Raw genomic sequence first — 15,044 nt, 5'->3', positions numbered from 1 at the left:
GCGCCCGAAATTGACCGGACTGCCCGACTCCCTGATCCTGCACGAGGACCCTGTCAGCGGCAATTGCTACAAGATCAGGCTGACGGCGGCATTGCTGGGCATCGGACTGGAACGCCGGTTCTATGACATCACCAACGGCGACACGCGGACGAAGGCTTTCCTGACGCAGGTCGACGCCAACGGGCGCATTCCGGTGTTGCAGGCGGGGGACCGGTTTCTGCCCGAAAGCAATGCGGCCTGTTTCTATCTGGCAGACGGGTCGCAGCTGGTTCCGGATGACCGCTTTGCCCGCGCCGATATGTTGCGCTGGATGTTTTTCGAACAATATCAGCACGAACCCAATATCGCGACGATGCGGTTCTGGCTGCATGTTCTGGGCGAAGGGAACTTGTCACCGCAGCAGCGCGCCATGATGGAAACAAAGCGCGAAGGGGGGCAGGCGGCGCTGGCCTTGATGGACCGGCATCTTTCGACGCGCGACTGGTTCGTTGCGGGCGGAAATCCGACGCTCGCCGATATTGCGCTGTTCGCCTATACCCATGTCGCGCATGAAGGCGGCTTTTCGCTGAACGACTTTGGCGCGATCCGCGCATGGATCGAACGGATGCGCGCCCTGCCCCGATTCACGCCGATGCAGGGGTGAATCACCGCATCCCGTTGGAACCCCTTGCCTGTATGGGCCGGATCGCCTAAACGGGAAGGGCAAGCGGCCGCTCCGGTAAGGGGCGGCCCTTATCGTTTTTCCGCCCCGCGCCTTGCCGGTTTCCCCTTGAAAAAGAAGGTCCGGCCCGCGCCAAGGGGCCCATGCGAAAGGTTCACTTTGTGAGCACGAAACAGGCCACTCCGCTGATGCCGCACGCGACCGCCAGCTGGCTGGTCGACAATACCGGCCTTACCTTCGAACAGATTGCCGAATTCTGCGGTCTCCACATGTTGGAGGTGCAGGCCATGGCAGACGATCTGGCAGGCGCGAAATACACGGGCCGCGATCCCATTCGCGCGGGCGAGCTGACGCATGAGGAGATCGAGAAGGGGCAGAACGACCCTTCCTATGCCCTTAAAATTCACAAGGCGCCGGTTCAGATCCAGCGTACCAAGGGCCCGCGCTATACGCCGGTGTCCAAGCGTCAGGACAAGCCCGACGGCATCGCATGGCTGCTGCGAAATCACCCCGAAATCTCGGACGCGCAGATCGGCAAGCTGATCGGCACCACGCGCAACACGATCGGCGCGATTCGCGAACGGTCGCACTGGAACATCCAGAACATCAATCCCAAGGATCCGGTGACACTAGGCCTGTGCACCCAGCGCGAGCTGGACGCAGCGGTGGCCAAGGCGGCCAAGAACCTGCCGGAAGGGACGCAGCCCGTTACCGATACGCGCCTGGTCGATGACCGTCAGGCGCTGATCGACGAGCTGAAGAAGGAACGCGAAGACGCCGCCCGCGCCGCGGTGGAGGCTGCGCAGGAGGCCGAGGCCGAAGCATGGCTTGCCGCGCGCCGTGCAGAGGGTGTTCCCGAGGAATAAGCCCCCTTCCCCGCCGGAATTCACACCGGAATTCAAACCGGAATTCACAAGGGCCCGATGCGCAGATGCACATCGGGCCTTTTCGCTGTGCGCCGCGACGGGCGCTGCATCTGCGAAGGCGATGCCGCAGGCGCGAGGCTGCTATCTTGTCGTAAATGGCGGAAAAGGGCAGGATATCGCCCATGAACGCACACACTATACGGGAGAATTTGCCGCCATCCGAATGGCCCGTTTCGGATGGCAAACGGCTGGACCTTGATGGCCATTACCGTCACCCCGGCGCATGGGATTCGCATTTCGAGCCGCTGTCGGTACCCGACATGTTCGCACGCGGCGTAGAACTGGCGGGCGAAAAAGACGTCGCCGATTTCTATGGCCGGCGTCTGTCCTATCGCGATGCGATGCATCAGGCGCGGGCGATCGCGGCGGCATTGCAGAAAGCGGGCATCGGCAAGGGCGACCGTGTCGGATTGTTCCTGCCCAATGTCCCCCTCTATATTACGGCCTATTACGGCATCATGATCGCGGGCGCGACGGCGGTGAATTTCTCGCCGCTTTACACGGTTGAGGAACTGGCTGCGCAGGTCGCCGATTCGGGTGTGACCATGCTGTTCACCGTCAATTCCAGCGCGCTGTTGCCGACGGCGATCGACGTGCTGGATTGTTCTGCGGTCGACCGGCTGGTGGTCGGCGATCTGCCTGCGATGCTGCCGTGGTGGATGGGGCTGGCCATGCGGCTGTTCAAGCGCAAGGACATCACTCCCCTGCCCGCCAGTCCCGCGATCATCCCCGTCGAACGCTTTATCGCGGGTGCCGGCGATCCCGTGCCTGTTCCCATCGATCCCGAACGCGACATCGCCCTGCTGCAATATACCGGCGGCACCACCGGCAGGCCCAAGGGCGCGATGCTGTCGCACCAGAACCTGACCGCCAATGCGCGCCAGACCTTGCGGATCGATGCGCATCGGGGCGAACGCGACATCATGATCGGCGTGCTGCCGCTGTTCCATGTCTTTGCCAATACGGTGGTGCTGAACCGCACGGTGCTGGACGGCGGGATGATCGTGATGCTGCCGCGTTTCGACGCGAAACAGACGTTAAAGGCGTTGAATCGCACGCAGGCGACATCGATGCCTGGTGTGCCGACGATGTATCAGGCGCTGCTGGATTGCCCGCTGATCGGGACGACCGATTTCACCTCGCTCAGGGTATGTATATCGGGCGGCGCACCCCTGCCGCTGCCGCTGAAACACAAGTTTGAAGGCGTGACTGGCGCGCATGTGGTCGAAGGATACGGGCTGACCGAAAGTTCGGGCGTGGTATCGACCAATCCGTTCGACGGCGTGGACAAGGAACGCCCCGGCACGATCGGGCAGGTCCTGCCGGGCACCAGCATCCGCCTGCTGGACAAGGAAGACCCTACCCGCCTTGCCCCCGCGGGCGAGCCGGGAGAGCTGGCCATCAAGGGCCCGCAAATCATGCAGGGATACTGGAACCGGCCCGAGGGGAATTCGGTGTTTCAGGACGGCTGGCTGCGCACGGGCGACGTCGCCACCATCGATGGCGACGGATTTCTCACCATCGTCGACCGCATCAAGGACATGATCGCGGTGGGCGGGTTCAAGGTGTTTCCCAGCCAGATCGAGGAAGTGCTGCTGACCCGTCCGGGCATTCGCGAGGCGCTGGTGCTGGGCATTCCCGACGATTATCTGGGCGAAGTGCCCAAGGCGTTCGTCACGCTGGAACCTGATTGCAGCGACGATGCCGACACGCTTCGCACATGGGTAAACAGCCATGTCGGCAAGCACGAACGGCTGGCCGCGCTCGAAATCCGCGACAATCTGCCCAAGACGATGATCGGCAAGCTCGACCGCAAGGCACTGCGGGCCGAAATTGCCGAAGCATCCGGATAGCAGGCAGGCGAAAACCGGCAGCCGCAGCCGCCGGTCGTTCAGTCTGCCCTAGTTCGCAAGCGAGAGTTTCGGCTCCTGGTCGGCGTCGACGCCGGTCTTAGCGGGCGCCGAGCCATGCGCGCGCCGGGCGAACTTTCCCTCGACACTTGCTCCCTGTTCGATGGTGAGCGTGTCGTAATGCACATCGCCGGTGATCTTGGCGGATTTCAGGATCACCAGCGTCTTGGCGGTGATCGAACCGTCGACCGTTCCGGCAAGACGCGCGCTCTCGGCCTCGATCGCGCCGTTCACGACGCTCGATTCGCCCTGCACCAGCGATCCGCAATGGATGTCGCCATCGACGCTGCCGTCGATGTGCAGATCTTCGCTGGCGTGGATGTTGCCGGTAACCTTGATGTCGGAGCCAAGGACGGAAAAGCTGGATGATGCCATGGTATTAGTGCTCGGCCGTGGTGTGCTGGCCGGTTTTTCCTGTTTCGAGAACACGTCTTGCTCCAAGAATGCTGGCGCCTTTTTCCAGCATGGGGCGCGGATCGACCGCGCGATTATTGATGCGCACTTCGAAGTGCAGATGCGGGCCGGTCGAACGGCCCGTGCTGCCGATCCGGCCAATGGTTTCGCCCGCGTCGACCTTGTCACCCACACGTGCGTCGAACTTTGACATATGGGCATAGCGGGTCAGCACGCCATTGCCGTGGCGGATTTCCACCACATTGCCGTATCCGCCCTTGCGCCCGACAAAGCTGACGCGGCCCTTGGCGGCGGCGCGGATCGGCGTGCCCGTCGCACCGCGGAAGTCGAGTCCTGCATGCATCGCTGCGCGTCCGGTGAACGGATCGCGGCGATAGCCAAAGGGGGAAGAGATCATGTCGCGGCGACCGGGAAGGACATTGGGTATCCCTTCCAACCCGCGTTCCAGCGCGGCCATGCGCGAGAGCGAATTGGCCAGCTTTTCAAAGCGCGGGTCGAGATTGTCGTCGCCCGACCTGAATTCCTCGAACGGGCCGCCCATGGCAGCGTTGTTCCGGTTCATCCGCGCCACCGAAACAGGGTCCAGACCCAGCGTGCGGATCGCTTTTGCCGCATCGTCGGCGCGCTTGTCGGCAAGGCGGGTCAGCCCTTCGACAAAGGCGAGCTGCCGCGCCTCCAGCCGGGCAAGGCCCGCGGCCTCGGGCAGCACGGCGCTGACTTTTTCGACAGTGCGGCGCGTCTCGTCGGTCGAATCCTGCACGCCCTGAACGGCGCCCGCCTGCGGCATTTCGCCCAGATGATCCTCGACCATATCCTCGATAAAGGCCTGACGGCGCGACAGGTCGTCGGCAACCTCGTCCAGACCGTCGCGATACGCGCTGACACGGCTTTCGGCGGTGGCGATCTTGGCTGCGCGGGCATTCAGCTGGGCGGCATCGTGGCGGGTCTTCCACTCGCTGACCAGCGCGACACCCATGGTGGCGGACCAGACAACGGCCAGCGCCGCCGCCCCGCCCGCTGCCTTCATCTGCAGCGAGGAGGATATCCGGACGAACCGGACCTGACCTTGCGAGCGCATGATGAACTCGCGGTCAGGGAACCAGCCCTTGATCCGGGCGATAAGCGTGCTTTGGGCAGCTTGCGCCAAGGTTGACCCCGTATAATCCCAAACGAGCCTCGCAAGGGGATGCGAAACTTTCCCGTCCGCTTCTGGCTAGCAGCGCGAAGGTTAAGTTGAAGTTGCCTTGCTCCCCTTAGCGACGAAACGTTTCATCGACGGGACGAAATGCTACAAATATTGGTAATCGGGCTTAAACGGGCGGAACCATTGCCGTTTGAAACGGTTTTTGCGTGCCCGCACTTGGCTTGCTGACATCAGGGTCAGCCGATTCTCGCCATAACGCGCTGCACCATCGCCCGATCAGGGTTTTTTGCCGCCGAACCCTGACAAATCGGGTCGGAATTGCTAGATGGGGCGGCATGGACACAGTGATCGAAAAGCAAACCGAAGCCCCCCTTTCCGCTGAAGACAGCGCCGAACTGGTCGCCCGCCTTGCCGCCAGGGCACGCGCTGCGCAAAAGGTGCTGGCAGGGATGAGCGATGCCGACAAGGCCGCCGCCTTGCGCGCTGCCGCCGCTGCCTTGCGCGACCATGCGGGCGAAATCCTGTCGGCCAATGCAAAGGACATTGCCGCCGGTAAGGAACGCGGCCTGTCGGGCGCGATGCTCGACCGTTTGAAGCTGGACGAGGATCGTCTGGAAGGGATCGCCGCCGCGGTTGAAAACGTGGCCGACCTGCCCGATCCCGTCGGACAGGTGATCGACCGGTCCGAACGCCCCAACGGCCTGCAGTTCGCGCGCGTGCGCGTGCCGGTGGGTGTCATCGGCATCATCTATGAAAGCCGCCCCAATGTTACCGCCGATGCCGCCACGCTGTGCGTGCGCGCAGGCAATGCAGCGATCCTGCGCGGCGGGAGCGAGGCCGTGCATTCCAATCGCGCGATCAACAAGGCACTGGCCGAGGGTCTGGCCAAGGACGGCGTCCCTGAAGGCGCGGTGCAGCTGATCCCGACGCAGGACCGCGCTGCGGTTGGCGCCATGCTCAAGGCTGCGGGCCTGATCGACATGATCGTTCCGCGCGGCGGCAAGTCGCTGGTCGCCCGCGTACAGGACGAAGCGCGCGTTCCCGTGCTGGCCCATCTGGACGGCATCAATCATACCTTCATCCATGCCAGCGCCGATCAGGCCATGGCCGAGGATATCGCGCTGAACGCCAAGCTTCGGCGCACCGGCATTTGCGGCGCGATGGAGACGCTGCTGATCGACAAGGCCTATCCCCATGCCGCCAGCGTGGTGAAAAAGCTGCTCGACGCGGACTGCGAAGTGCGCGGCGATGCGGCGGTGCAAAAGCTGGATCCTCGCGTGAAGCCCGCCACTGACGAGGATTGGGACACCGAATATCTGGAAGCGATCGCCTCTGTGGCCATCGTCGATGGCATGGATGCGGCGCTGGATCACATTGCAGCGCATAGCTCGGGCCATACCGATGCGATCGTCGCCAGCGATGCAGGCGCGATCGAGACATTCCTGAACGGCGTCGACAGCGCGATCGTGATGGCCAATGCTTCCAGCCAGTTCGCCGATGGCGGCGAATTCGGGCTGGGCGCGGAAATCGGCATTGCCACCGGCAGGCTACATGCGCGCGGTCCCGTCGCGCTGGAAGGGCTGACGACGTATAAATGGCAAGTGCGCGGGACGGGCCAGACCCGCCCGTAACCGGCATAGTTGAACGATCGAGCGGGCGGCCCCATCTGGTGGCCGCCCTTTTTCCATCCGGAGAACCCCCATGCGCTATAACCGACTTGGCCGTACCGGCCTGTTCGTGTCCGAACTCTGCCTCGGCACGATGACATTCGGTGAGGGTGAGGGGATGTTCGCCCAGATGGGTGCATTGGGCCAGTCGGACGTGAACCCGCTGGTCAGGGCGGCCGTCGATGCGGGCGTGAATTTCATCGACACCGCGAATGTCTATTCTGCCGGAAAGTCCGAAGAAGCCGTTGGCCGCGCCGTGCGCGATCTGGGCCTGTCGCGCGACGATCTGGTGATCGCGACCAAGGCGCTGGGCCCCATGGGCGAAGGCGTCAATGCGCGTGGTGCATCGCGTTTTCACTTGCTGAACCAGATCGATGCCAGCCTTGCGCGGCTGGGGATGGATCATGTCGATCTGTACCAGATTCACGGATGGGACCCGTCAACCCCGATGGAGGAAACGCTGCGCGCGCTCGACACCATCGTGACATCGGGCCGCGCCCGCTATGTCGGTGTATCGAACTGGGCCGCGTGGCAGATCGCCCGCGCTTTGGGCAAGACCGAGCAGCTGGGCCTTGCCCCGCTGGTGTCGCTGCAGGCCTATTACTCGCTGGCGGGCCGGGATCTGGAGCACGAGGTGGTGCCGATGCTGGAAAGCGAAGGCGTGGGGCTGATGGTCTGGTCGCCATTGGCGGGCGGCTTCCTGTCGGGCAAATATCGCCGCGGTGCCGATGCCGAAGGCCGCCGCGCAACTTTCGATTTTCCGCCGGTGGACAAGGACCGTGCCTATGACGCGGTCGAGGTGATGGACGATATCGCCGCCGCCCATGGCGCTACGGTGCCGCAGGTCGCGCTGGCATGGCTGCTGGCGAAACCGGTCGTCAGCAGCGTCATCATCGGTGCGCGCAAGATGCACCAGCTTGAGGATAATCTGGGTGCCTGCGACGTGAAACTGAGCGCAGACGAGATGGCGCGGCTGGATGCATCTTGCGCCCCCGCGCCGCAATATCCGGGCTGGATGATCGCGCGGCAGGGCGAATATCGCAACGGTGCCTTTGCGGGCGCGCCGCCCAGCAAAGACGACTGACGCGGGCGGTCGGGCAGCGGGGATGCGAACGGGACTATTGGGGGGCAGCTTCAACCCTGCCCATGGCGGGCACCGCCGGATAACATTATTCGCCATGGATGCGCTGGGCCTGGACGAGGCGTGGTGGCTCGTCTCTCCCGGCAATCCGCTGAAAGCCGCGAAGGGCATGGCGCCGCTGTCCGCGCGCGTTTCCTCTGCCCGCAAACAGGCGCGGCGCGCGCCGGTCCGCGTGACCGCGATCGAACAGCAACTGGGTACACGCTATACCGCCGATACGTTGCGGCAACTGGCGCGGCGCTATCCCAAACGGCAATTCGTGTGGCTGATGGGCAGCGACAATCTGGCGCAATTCCACCTGTGGCGCGACTGGCGGTTGATAGCGCGGACCATGCCGATTGCGGTCATTGCCCGCCCGGGTTATGATGCTGACGCCATGACGAGCCCCGCCATGGCCTGGCTCCGGCGCTACCGTGTACCGGCCGCCAGATTGCGTAAACGGGGAAGATGGAGCGCGCCGGCACTGGTGTTCCTGCGTTTCGATCCCGATCCGCGCTCGGCCACGGCCCGGCGCAAGGCATGGCCCGACTGGGCTGCCGCTTTTGCTGCTGCAACGCCGCGCGACGCGGTGACGCACCGGCCCATAAAGCACGACAGCATGGCAGATATCCGGGAAGGAATCGGGGTTTGACCGCCCGGATGCCGGTGCTGCCAACCCCTGTGCCCAGCCTTGCCCCTGCGCGCTTTATTTGCCTTTTGCCCGTTTCGGGTGCAGGGCGCGCGCAAATGGCTGTTCCCGATTCCCTAAAAACGCATTCAGTGGGCATGCAGCCAAAGGAGTATAGAATACCCCTATGAATCAGGCTCAACATATGCCGGAAAAGTCCGGTTTCGTACCGACGGGTGACATTGCCGAATTCGACGCAGAACCCGGAAGTCTGCACGAACTCGTCCTTAAATCGCTGGACGACGATCAGGGACAGGACATCGTTTCGATCCCGCTCGCAGGCAAAAGCTCTATCGCAGACCACATGGTGATCGCCAGCGGCCGTTCCAGCCGTCAGGTCGCCGCCATGGCCCAGAAACTGGGCGAACGCGCCAAACAGGCAGGCTTCGGCTCGGTCCGGATCGAGGGGTTGCCCGCGGCGGACTGGGTGTTGATCGACGCAGGCGACGTCATCGTCCACCTGTTCCGTCCCGAAGTGCGCAGCTTCTACAACCTGGAAAGGATGTGGGGCTTTGGCGAGGGCGGCAACGCCTGACACGCCCATGACGCAGGATGCCCGTCCACATGCGGGCGGGCACCTGCTGGATTTATCGTGTCGGGGGCGATAGCACGAAGCCATGCGGCTCCATGTCATCGCTCGCGGCAAGATCGGCCGCTCGCCCGAGGCGGAGCTGGTCGCGCGCTATGAAAAGCGCATCGCATGGCCGTTCAAGCTGACCGAACTGCCCGATACGGGGGGCACGATCCCTGCCCCGCTTTCCCCTGCAAAAGATATATTGCTCGACGAACGCGGCAGGCTGATGTCGTCCGAGGATTTCGCCGCCCTGCTGGGCCGCTGGCGCGACGACGGCATGCGCGAGGCCCGCTTTCTGATCGGCGCTGCCGACGGCCACGGGGACGAGGCACGGGACAAGGCCGATCTGCTGCTGGGTTTCGGCGCGATGACATGGCCGCATCTGATGGTCCGCGCGATGCTGGCCGAACAGCTTTACCGCGCGACGACGATCATCGCGGGCCATCCCTATCACCGGTCGGGCTAGGACTATGCGTCGCGCTGTCCTGCTGGCTGCGGTGCCTGTGGCGGTTCTGGCCCTTTTGGTGCCTGCTGCCGCGCAGATCGCAGACGATACAATTTCGGCCGATACTTTGGCCGAGGCGCAGCAAGCGCGCATCGCTGCCCAGAACCGCGCGCGTATATTGGCAGAGCGCGCTGCGCGGATTCAGGACGATGCGCTGAAGGCCGAGGCGGAGGCCGAAGCCCTGTCGGCACAGATCGCCGCATCGCAGGCGCGGATAGAGGAAGCACGCCAGCAAGAGACCATGGCGACCGACCGGCTGGGTTTCCTGCGCGAGGGATTCGCTCGCCAGCGTGCGCCCTTGTCGCGCATGATGGCCGCGCTGCAGCGACTGGCGCTGCGTCCGATGATTTTGCTGGTCCTGCGTCCCTCTTCGGTGCGCGATTATGTCCGCACACGCGCCATGGTGGCCGCGATCACACCCCAGATTGCGCAGCAAACGCGCAATATACGCGCCGATCTGACCGAAATGCGCACTCTGGCCGATCGCAGCGCCGCTGCCCGCGCGGCGCGTGAAGACGCCAGCAGGGAACTGGCCGACCGCCGCGCCGAATTGCGCGCCAGCGGGGCCGAAGGCCGCCTTGCCGCGCGTTCGTTGCAGGCCGCGGCGGGAGAGGCGCGCCGCGAAGCCACCCTGCGGAGCGTAGAGGCCGACAGCATCGCCGCGCTGGCCGCGACCCAGACCCGCAACCGCCAGACAGAGGCGCGGCTGGCTGCCTTGCTCGGTCCCGTGCTGCCTGCCGGTCGTCCCGCGGCAAGCGCCCCCGCGATCCGTCCGCGCCTGCCGGTCACGGGCACCATTGTCGCAGGTTACGGCGAACGCGATGCAGCAGGCGGCAGGGCGCGCGGGCTGACCATTGCGGCCACGCCCGGTGCCCTGATCGTCGCCCCGCTGGCGGGCGAAATTGCCTTTGCGCGCGAATGGCGCGGTTATGGCACATTGGTGATGATCCGGCACAAGGGCGGCTATCTCTCGCTGGTCGCAGGGCTGGCCGATGCGCAGGTCAAGGAAGGGCAGATCGTGAAGCAGGGCGATACGCTGGGCCGCGCTCCACGCCGCGCGCCACAGGGGAATCCGCGCATATTGTACGAATTGCGCCGTTCGGGCAGGCCAGTGCATCCGTTGCTGGCCGTTTGACGCCAAAAAAGCGACGTGACGCATAATCTGGCGTTAAGCCGGACTGCGCGATAAGATGAGCCGATAATGAACGACGGGTGGCCCACCGATCCGCCCCGTGGAAAGGCATGTTGTACGATGGCGATCCGTTTCGCGCCCCTGTTGCGTAGTGCTGCGCTGGTCACCGCATTGGCGATGCTGCCTGCGACGACTGCCGGCCTCGCTGCCGTGGATGGCCGCTCCGCCCCCGAATTCGGCAAGCTGATGCTCGTCTATCAGCGGGTGAAGGCCTATTACGTCGACGACGTGACCGACGACCAGCTGATCCGCGGCGCGATCGACGGCATGCTCGCCAGCCTCGATCCGCACAGCTCTTACCTCGACGGCACAGCGGCGGAAAACCTGCGCACCCAGACCGAGGGCAGCTATGGCGGGCTGGGCCTGTCGGTCACCATGGAAGACGGGGTGGTCAAGATCATCGCCCCGACCAAGGGCACGCCCGCTGACAATGCCGGTCTGAAGGCGGGCGATTACATCACCCATCTGAACGGCAAGCTGCTCTATGGCGGCACGCTGGACGAAGCGGTGGAACAGATGCGCGGGCGTCCCGGTACGGCGGTCGATCTGACGATCTATCGCCCCGGACGCGAAGAGCCCTTTGACGTCAATGTGGAGCGCGCAATCATCGATCTGAAGCCGGTCGAATATTCGGTCGACGGCAAGATCGGCATCATCACCGTCTCCAGCTTCAGCGCCCATGTCGGCCGCGAAGTGCAAAAGGCGATGGCGGGCATCCGCAGCGATCTGGGCGGCTCCATGCCCGAAGGTCTGGTTCTCGACATGCGCTCCAATCCCGGCGGCCTGCTGGACGAGGCTGTGGCGATGAGCGATCTGTTCCTTGAACGCGGGCAGATCGTGTCGCAGCGCGGGCGTTTCGCACGCGACAACGAAAGCTATTCCGCGCGGCCCGGCGACATTGCCAAGGGCGTGCCCATCGTAGTGCTGATCGATGCGGGCACGGCCTCCGCCTCTGAAATCGTGGCGGGCGCGTTGCAGGACCACCACCGCGGGCTGGTGATGGGCGAACGCAGTTTCGGCAAGGGCAGCGTGCAGACCGTCGTGCAGATCAGCGCCGACAGTGCGCTGAAACTGACGACGGCGCGCTATTTCACCCCGTCGGGGCGTTCGGTGCAGGAAGGCGGGATCGAACCCGATATCAAGGTGCCGCAGATGTCCGACCCCGACGCTCGCGCCCGCGCCAAGAACGCGATCCGCGAATCCGACCTTCGCGGCCATCTGATCAACGAGATCAGCCTGGAAGACGCCGAGCTGGAAGAAGACGCGACGCAGGACCCCCGCTTCAACGTCACGCCCGAAGAGCTGGAAGCGCAGGGGATCGAGGATTTCCAACTCGACTATGCGTTGAAAACGCTGCGCAATACGCGGCTGGCGCGGCTTAGCGGTACCAATACGGGCGGATCGGGCAAGGCGCAGTAGCGCCGTACCCGACCTTCGCAATCAGGGCGTTTTTTCCCCGATCAGAATGACGTGGCGATATTGCGGTCCTATAAAGGGAGCCAGTTTCAGCAACCCTTCGTCCAGATGATAGAATAAGCGGTTGACCGGATTGCGCGGCTTCATTCCCACCAGACCGGTTGCCACCCCGACCGGCACCGAAAGGAATTGTAGATAGCGCGAGCGCATCTGGAAGTTCTTTGCGCAGAAGTCCAGTTCGCTATGCGTCAGAGGACGTTCGTCATCAGTGCGCGCCCTGGGTGTCAGGCTGCGTACGATCTTACCCACCAGGTTAATGTTCAGCGGCTCTTCGAACAGCATGATGCCACCCGGTTTCAATACGCGGCGCACTTCCGACAAGGCGCGCTCGAACTCGATGTGGTGCAGAATGCCGCCGCCGAATACCGCGTCGAAACTGTTGTCGGGAAAGTCCAGCTGATTGGCATCCATCAACATGAATTTTGGCGCGATCCGGCTGGTCTTCGCAGCCTTGATGCCCTTGTCCAGTTCGCGTTGCGAGATATTAATGCAGGTTAGCGAACCGGGCGCCACCTCGCTCTTGTCAATCCATTGCGCCCATGATGAAGAGCCAAGTTCAAGGAAATCGCCCCCGTTCTTACCCTTGAGCTCGTCGTGAATGATTTCCAGCCGCTTGTCGGTATAGAAACCGGCGGCATTCCGCAGGACCTTGTTATATGTGTCACGTTGGAGCCCCTGATCATGCGCGATCTTCTCTCTCTCTGCCCGTTCGATGGCACCGGATTCAAGGTTCACGGATACGACTCCTTATGTTCATGCCGGACCATCAGGTACGCAGCACCAAGATCGGGGACTGGATTTCCAGCGCTGACATTCCTAGTTCAGCTTTTTGCATATAGGTTCCGTGCGAGCAAACGGCCTTTACAAAGAATCGCCAACCGCCCGAACGGAAATGACGGAACGACATGTCTTCGAAACTTGCCCTTGCCCGCGCGATCGCCCTTCTCGTTCCTGCTGGCTTGCTGGCGGGGGCCTATGTCTCGCAATATGGCTTTGGCCTGTTTCCCTGCGAAATGTGCTGGTGGCAGCGCTATGCCCATTTCGCGGCGCTGGTGCCGGCAGTCCTGGCCTTTGTGGTAAAGGGCGCGGGGCAGCGCCTGATGGTGCAACTGGCAGGGCTGATCATCCTGATCGCGGCCTTGTTGGGCGGCTATCATGCGGGCGTCGAATATGGCTGGTGGGAAGGCATCACCACATGCGCGACCACCGCAACCGCAGGGGGCGATCCGCTGGAGGCGATCCTGAACGCGCCCATCGTGCGCTGCGACACCGCGCCGTGGGACCTGTTCGGCATATCGCTGGCGGGATGGAACTTTCTGATATCGGGTGCGACGGCGGTGGCCGTGCTGGTCCTGTCGGGCCGGTCGCGCGCCACGCCCTACTCCGGCAAAATTCGGGAAATGTAAGCGATGCGCAAGGACGATACCGAAGCGATGATCCGTGTCGATCAGGCTGGCGAATATGGCGCCACGCGGATCTATGCGGGCCAGCTGGCCGTGATGGGCGACCGCGCGCCCGGTTCGGGCGAAGTTGCCGCCATGGCGCAGCAGGAGGCGGAGCATCGCGCCCAGTTCGATGCGCTGATGGCCCGGCGCGGCGTGCGCCCCACCCTGTTGCAACCGGTGTGGGACCGCGCCGGTTTCGCGCTGGGCGCGGTAACCGCATTGATCGGGCCCGAAGCGGCCATGGCCTGCACCGCCGCGATCGAGACCGAGATCGACCGCCATTATACCGAGCAGCTGGAAGAACTGGGCGACAGCGATCCCGAACTATCCGCGATGGTCGGGAAATTCCGCGACGAAGAGCGTGAGCACCACGACATCGCCATTGCGCAAGGGGCCGAAAAGGCGCCCGCCTATCCGGTGCTGTCGGGCGCGATCCGGCTGGGGTGCCGCGCGGCAATTGCGCTTTCGAAACGGATCTGAACGCGTCAGCTATCGTTCAGGCCATATCGGGCCTATGATCGGGACGAGATATTATTAGATGCCGGCCAGTCCGATGCTTGTAAGTCCGACGCCGGACAACTGACCGACGCGCTGGGAGGCGCCGCCACGATGACCAAGACTATCGCAATCGCCGCTCTCGCATTCGCTGGCGTCTGGGCCAATCCCGCCGCCGCGCAGGACACGGGCGGCGAGCGTGTGAACCAGGTCATCGTCTATGGCGACCAGCCTTGCCCCGAAGCGCGCGACGACAGCGAGATCGTGGTCTGCGTGCGGCAGGAAGATCCCTATCGCGTGCCGCAGGATCTGCGGCAGAGCAACGCTCCGCAGAACGAGGCATGGGCCAATAAGGTCGAGGCCAATGCCAATGTCGGCGCGACTGGCGCGATGAGCTGTTCCACGGTCGGTCAGGCAGGCCAGACCGGCTGCGCCCTGAACGAGATCGAGCAGGCCTATGCCGAGAAGGAAACCGCCGACAGCGTCCGCTTTGGCGATCTGATTGCCGAGGAGCGCGCCCGCCGCCTTGAATCGATCGATGCCGACGCCGCCGCAGAACAGGCGCGCGTCGAAGCGCTGGAGCGGGAATACGAAGCCCGCCGCACCGGCCAGTCCCCCGATCCCGCAACCGGCAATGTGATCGAGCCTTCGGATGCCGAGCCGATCGCGGGCGATTCGGGCGAGTAAGCCGCTTTTACAGCACGTGCCGTATCTCGGCGCAGCCATCATGGCCGGGCCGGTCCCGACGCCTTGATCAGGGGGCCGATCCGTTCGGCCCACCCTGTCCCGTTGCAGGAAGCATTTGCCTCCTTAACGATAATTGCGCT

General features: G+C 63.8%; 16 protein-coding genes. 13 read left to right on the top strand and 3 right to left on the bottom strand.

Annotated features, from left to right (window positions below):
* Nucleotides 1-19: 19 nt before the first annotated feature.
* The 3 genes from LOZ74_RS17690 to LOZ74_RS17680 all read left to right on the top strand — a co-directional run bounded on the left by LOZ74_RS17690 (nt 20) and on the right by LOZ74_RS17680 (nt 3,440).
* On the top strand, nt 20-643 hold the full coding sequence (locus LOZ74_RS17690; RefSeq protein WP_230293953.1) for a glutathione S-transferase family protein: 624 nt from the start codon (nt 20-22) through the stop codon (nt 641-643).
* 161 nt (nt 644-804) lie between these two features.
* A complete protein-coding gene (locus tag LOZ74_RS17685; RefSeq protein WP_370638850.1) occupies nt 805-1,527 on the top strand; it encodes a DUF1013 domain-containing protein in 723 nt (240 codons plus the stop codon).
* 182 nt (nt 1,528-1,709) lie between these two features.
* On the top strand, nt 1,710-3,440 hold the full coding sequence (locus LOZ74_RS17680) for a long-chain fatty acid--CoA ligase (RefSeq protein WP_230292283.1): 1,731 nt from the start codon (nt 1,710-1,712) through the stop codon (nt 3,438-3,440).
* 48 nt (nt 3,441-3,488) lie between these two features.
* On the opposite strand, the gene LOZ74_RS17675 is transcribed toward LOZ74_RS17680, so the two are convergent.
* Together LOZ74_RS17675 and LOZ74_RS17670 are read right to left on the bottom strand one after the other, a co-directional pair.
* Entirely contained in the window at nt 3,489-3,872 is a 384-nt protein-coding gene (locus LOZ74_RS17675; protein WP_230279595.1) for a polymer-forming cytoskeletal protein, read from the bottom strand.
* Nucleotides 3,873-3,876: 4 nt separating this feature from the next.
* Nucleotides 3,877-5,058 carry a M23 family metallopeptidase gene (locus LOZ74_RS17670; protein ID WP_230292282.1) on the bottom strand — a complete coding sequence of 394 codons (1,182 nt, stop codon included), beginning with the start codon at nt 5,056-5,058 and terminating at the stop codon, nt 3,877-3,879.
* 332 nt (nt 5,059-5,390) lie between these two features.
* Between LOZ74_RS17670 and LOZ74_RS17665 the strand changes: the two genes are divergently transcribed.
* The 7 genes from LOZ74_RS17665 to LOZ74_RS17635 all read left to right on the top strand — a co-directional run bounded on the left by LOZ74_RS17665 (nt 5,391) and on the right by LOZ74_RS17635 (nt 12,220).
* The gene (locus tag LOZ74_RS17665; protein ID WP_230292281.1) at nt 5,391-6,686 is read left to right on the top strand and encodes a glutamate-5-semialdehyde dehydrogenase; all 1,296 of its coding nucleotides are present in this window, start codon (nt 5,391-5,393) and stop codon (nt 6,684-6,686) included.
* A 70-nt stretch (nt 6,687-6,756) separates the two neighbouring features.
* A complete protein-coding gene (locus LOZ74_RS17660) occupies nt 6,757-7,806 on the top strand; it encodes an aldo/keto reductase (RefSeq protein WP_230292280.1) in 1,050 nt (349 codons plus the stop codon).
* A 22-nt stretch (nt 7,807-7,828) separates the two neighbouring features.
* Nucleotides 7,829-8,494 carry a nicotinate-nucleotide adenylyltransferase gene (locus tag LOZ74_RS17655; RefSeq protein ID WP_230292279.1) on the top strand — a complete coding sequence of 222 codons (666 nt, stop codon included), beginning with the start codon at nt 7,829-7,831 and terminating at the stop codon, nt 8,492-8,494.
* Nucleotides 8,495-8,675: 181 nt separating this feature from the next.
* Nucleotides 8,676-9,065 (top strand): ribosome silencing factor, encoded by a 390-nt coding sequence (gene rsfS / locus LOZ74_RS17650; RefSeq protein ID WP_370638084.1) that lies wholly within the window; start codon nt 8,676-8,678, stop codon nt 9,063-9,065.
* Between the two features lie 82 nt (nt 9,066-9,147).
* The gene (locus LOZ74_RS17645) at nt 9,148-9,570 is read left to right on the top strand and encodes a 23S rRNA (pseudouridine(1915)-N(3))-methyltransferase RlmH (protein ID WP_230292278.1); all 423 of its coding nucleotides are present in this window, start codon (nt 9,148-9,150) and stop codon (nt 9,568-9,570) included.
* A gap of 4 nt (nt 9,571-9,574) precedes the next feature.
* Nucleotides 9,575-10,744 carry a murein hydrolase activator EnvC gene (locus LOZ74_RS17640; RefSeq protein ID WP_230292277.1) on the top strand — a complete coding sequence of 390 codons (1,170 nt, stop codon included), beginning with the start codon at nt 9,575-9,577 and terminating at the stop codon, nt 10,742-10,744.
* A gap of 117 nt (nt 10,745-10,861) precedes the next feature.
* Complete coding sequence (locus LOZ74_RS17635) at nt 10,862-12,220, top strand: S41 family peptidase (protein WP_230292276.1); 1,359 nt, start codon at nt 10,862-10,864, stop codon at nt 12,218-12,220.
* Nucleotides 12,221-12,241: 21 nt separating this feature from the next.
* On the opposite strand, the gene LOZ74_RS17630 is transcribed toward LOZ74_RS17635, so the two are convergent.
* Nucleotides 12,242-13,012, bottom strand: a complete 771-nt coding sequence (locus LOZ74_RS17630) for a class I SAM-dependent methyltransferase (protein ID WP_230292275.1) — start codon at nt 13,010-13,012, stop codon at nt 12,242-12,244.
* 170 nt (nt 13,013-13,182) lie between these two features.
* Between LOZ74_RS17630 and LOZ74_RS17625 the strand changes: the two genes are divergently transcribed.
* The 3 genes from LOZ74_RS17625 (at nt 13,183) to LOZ74_RS17615 (ending at nt 14,904) form a co-directional block, all read left to right on the top strand.
* Nucleotides 13,183-13,683 (top strand): disulfide bond formation protein B, encoded by a 501-nt coding sequence (locus LOZ74_RS17625; RefSeq protein ID WP_230292274.1) that lies wholly within the window; start codon nt 13,183-13,185, stop codon nt 13,681-13,683.
* A gap of 3 nt (nt 13,684-13,686) precedes the next feature.
* Nucleotides 13,687-14,202 carry a demethoxyubiquinone hydroxylase family protein gene (locus tag LOZ74_RS17620; RefSeq protein WP_230292273.1) on the top strand — a complete coding sequence of 172 codons (516 nt, stop codon included), beginning with the start codon at nt 13,687-13,689 and terminating at the stop codon, nt 14,200-14,202.
* Between the two features lie 129 nt (nt 14,203-14,331).
* Nucleotides 14,332-14,904, top strand: a complete 573-nt coding sequence (locus tag LOZ74_RS17615; protein ID WP_230292272.1) for a hypothetical protein — start codon at nt 14,332-14,334, stop codon at nt 14,902-14,904.
* The last annotated feature ends 140 nt before the right edge of the window (nt 14,905-15,044 follow it).

Source organism: Croceicoccus sp. Ery5, from assembly GCF_020985325.1.
Lineage (GTDB): Bacteria > Pseudomonadota > Alphaproteobacteria > Sphingomonadales > Sphingomonadaceae > Croceicoccus.
This window is presented reverse-complemented; position numbering and strand designations above follow the sequence as displayed.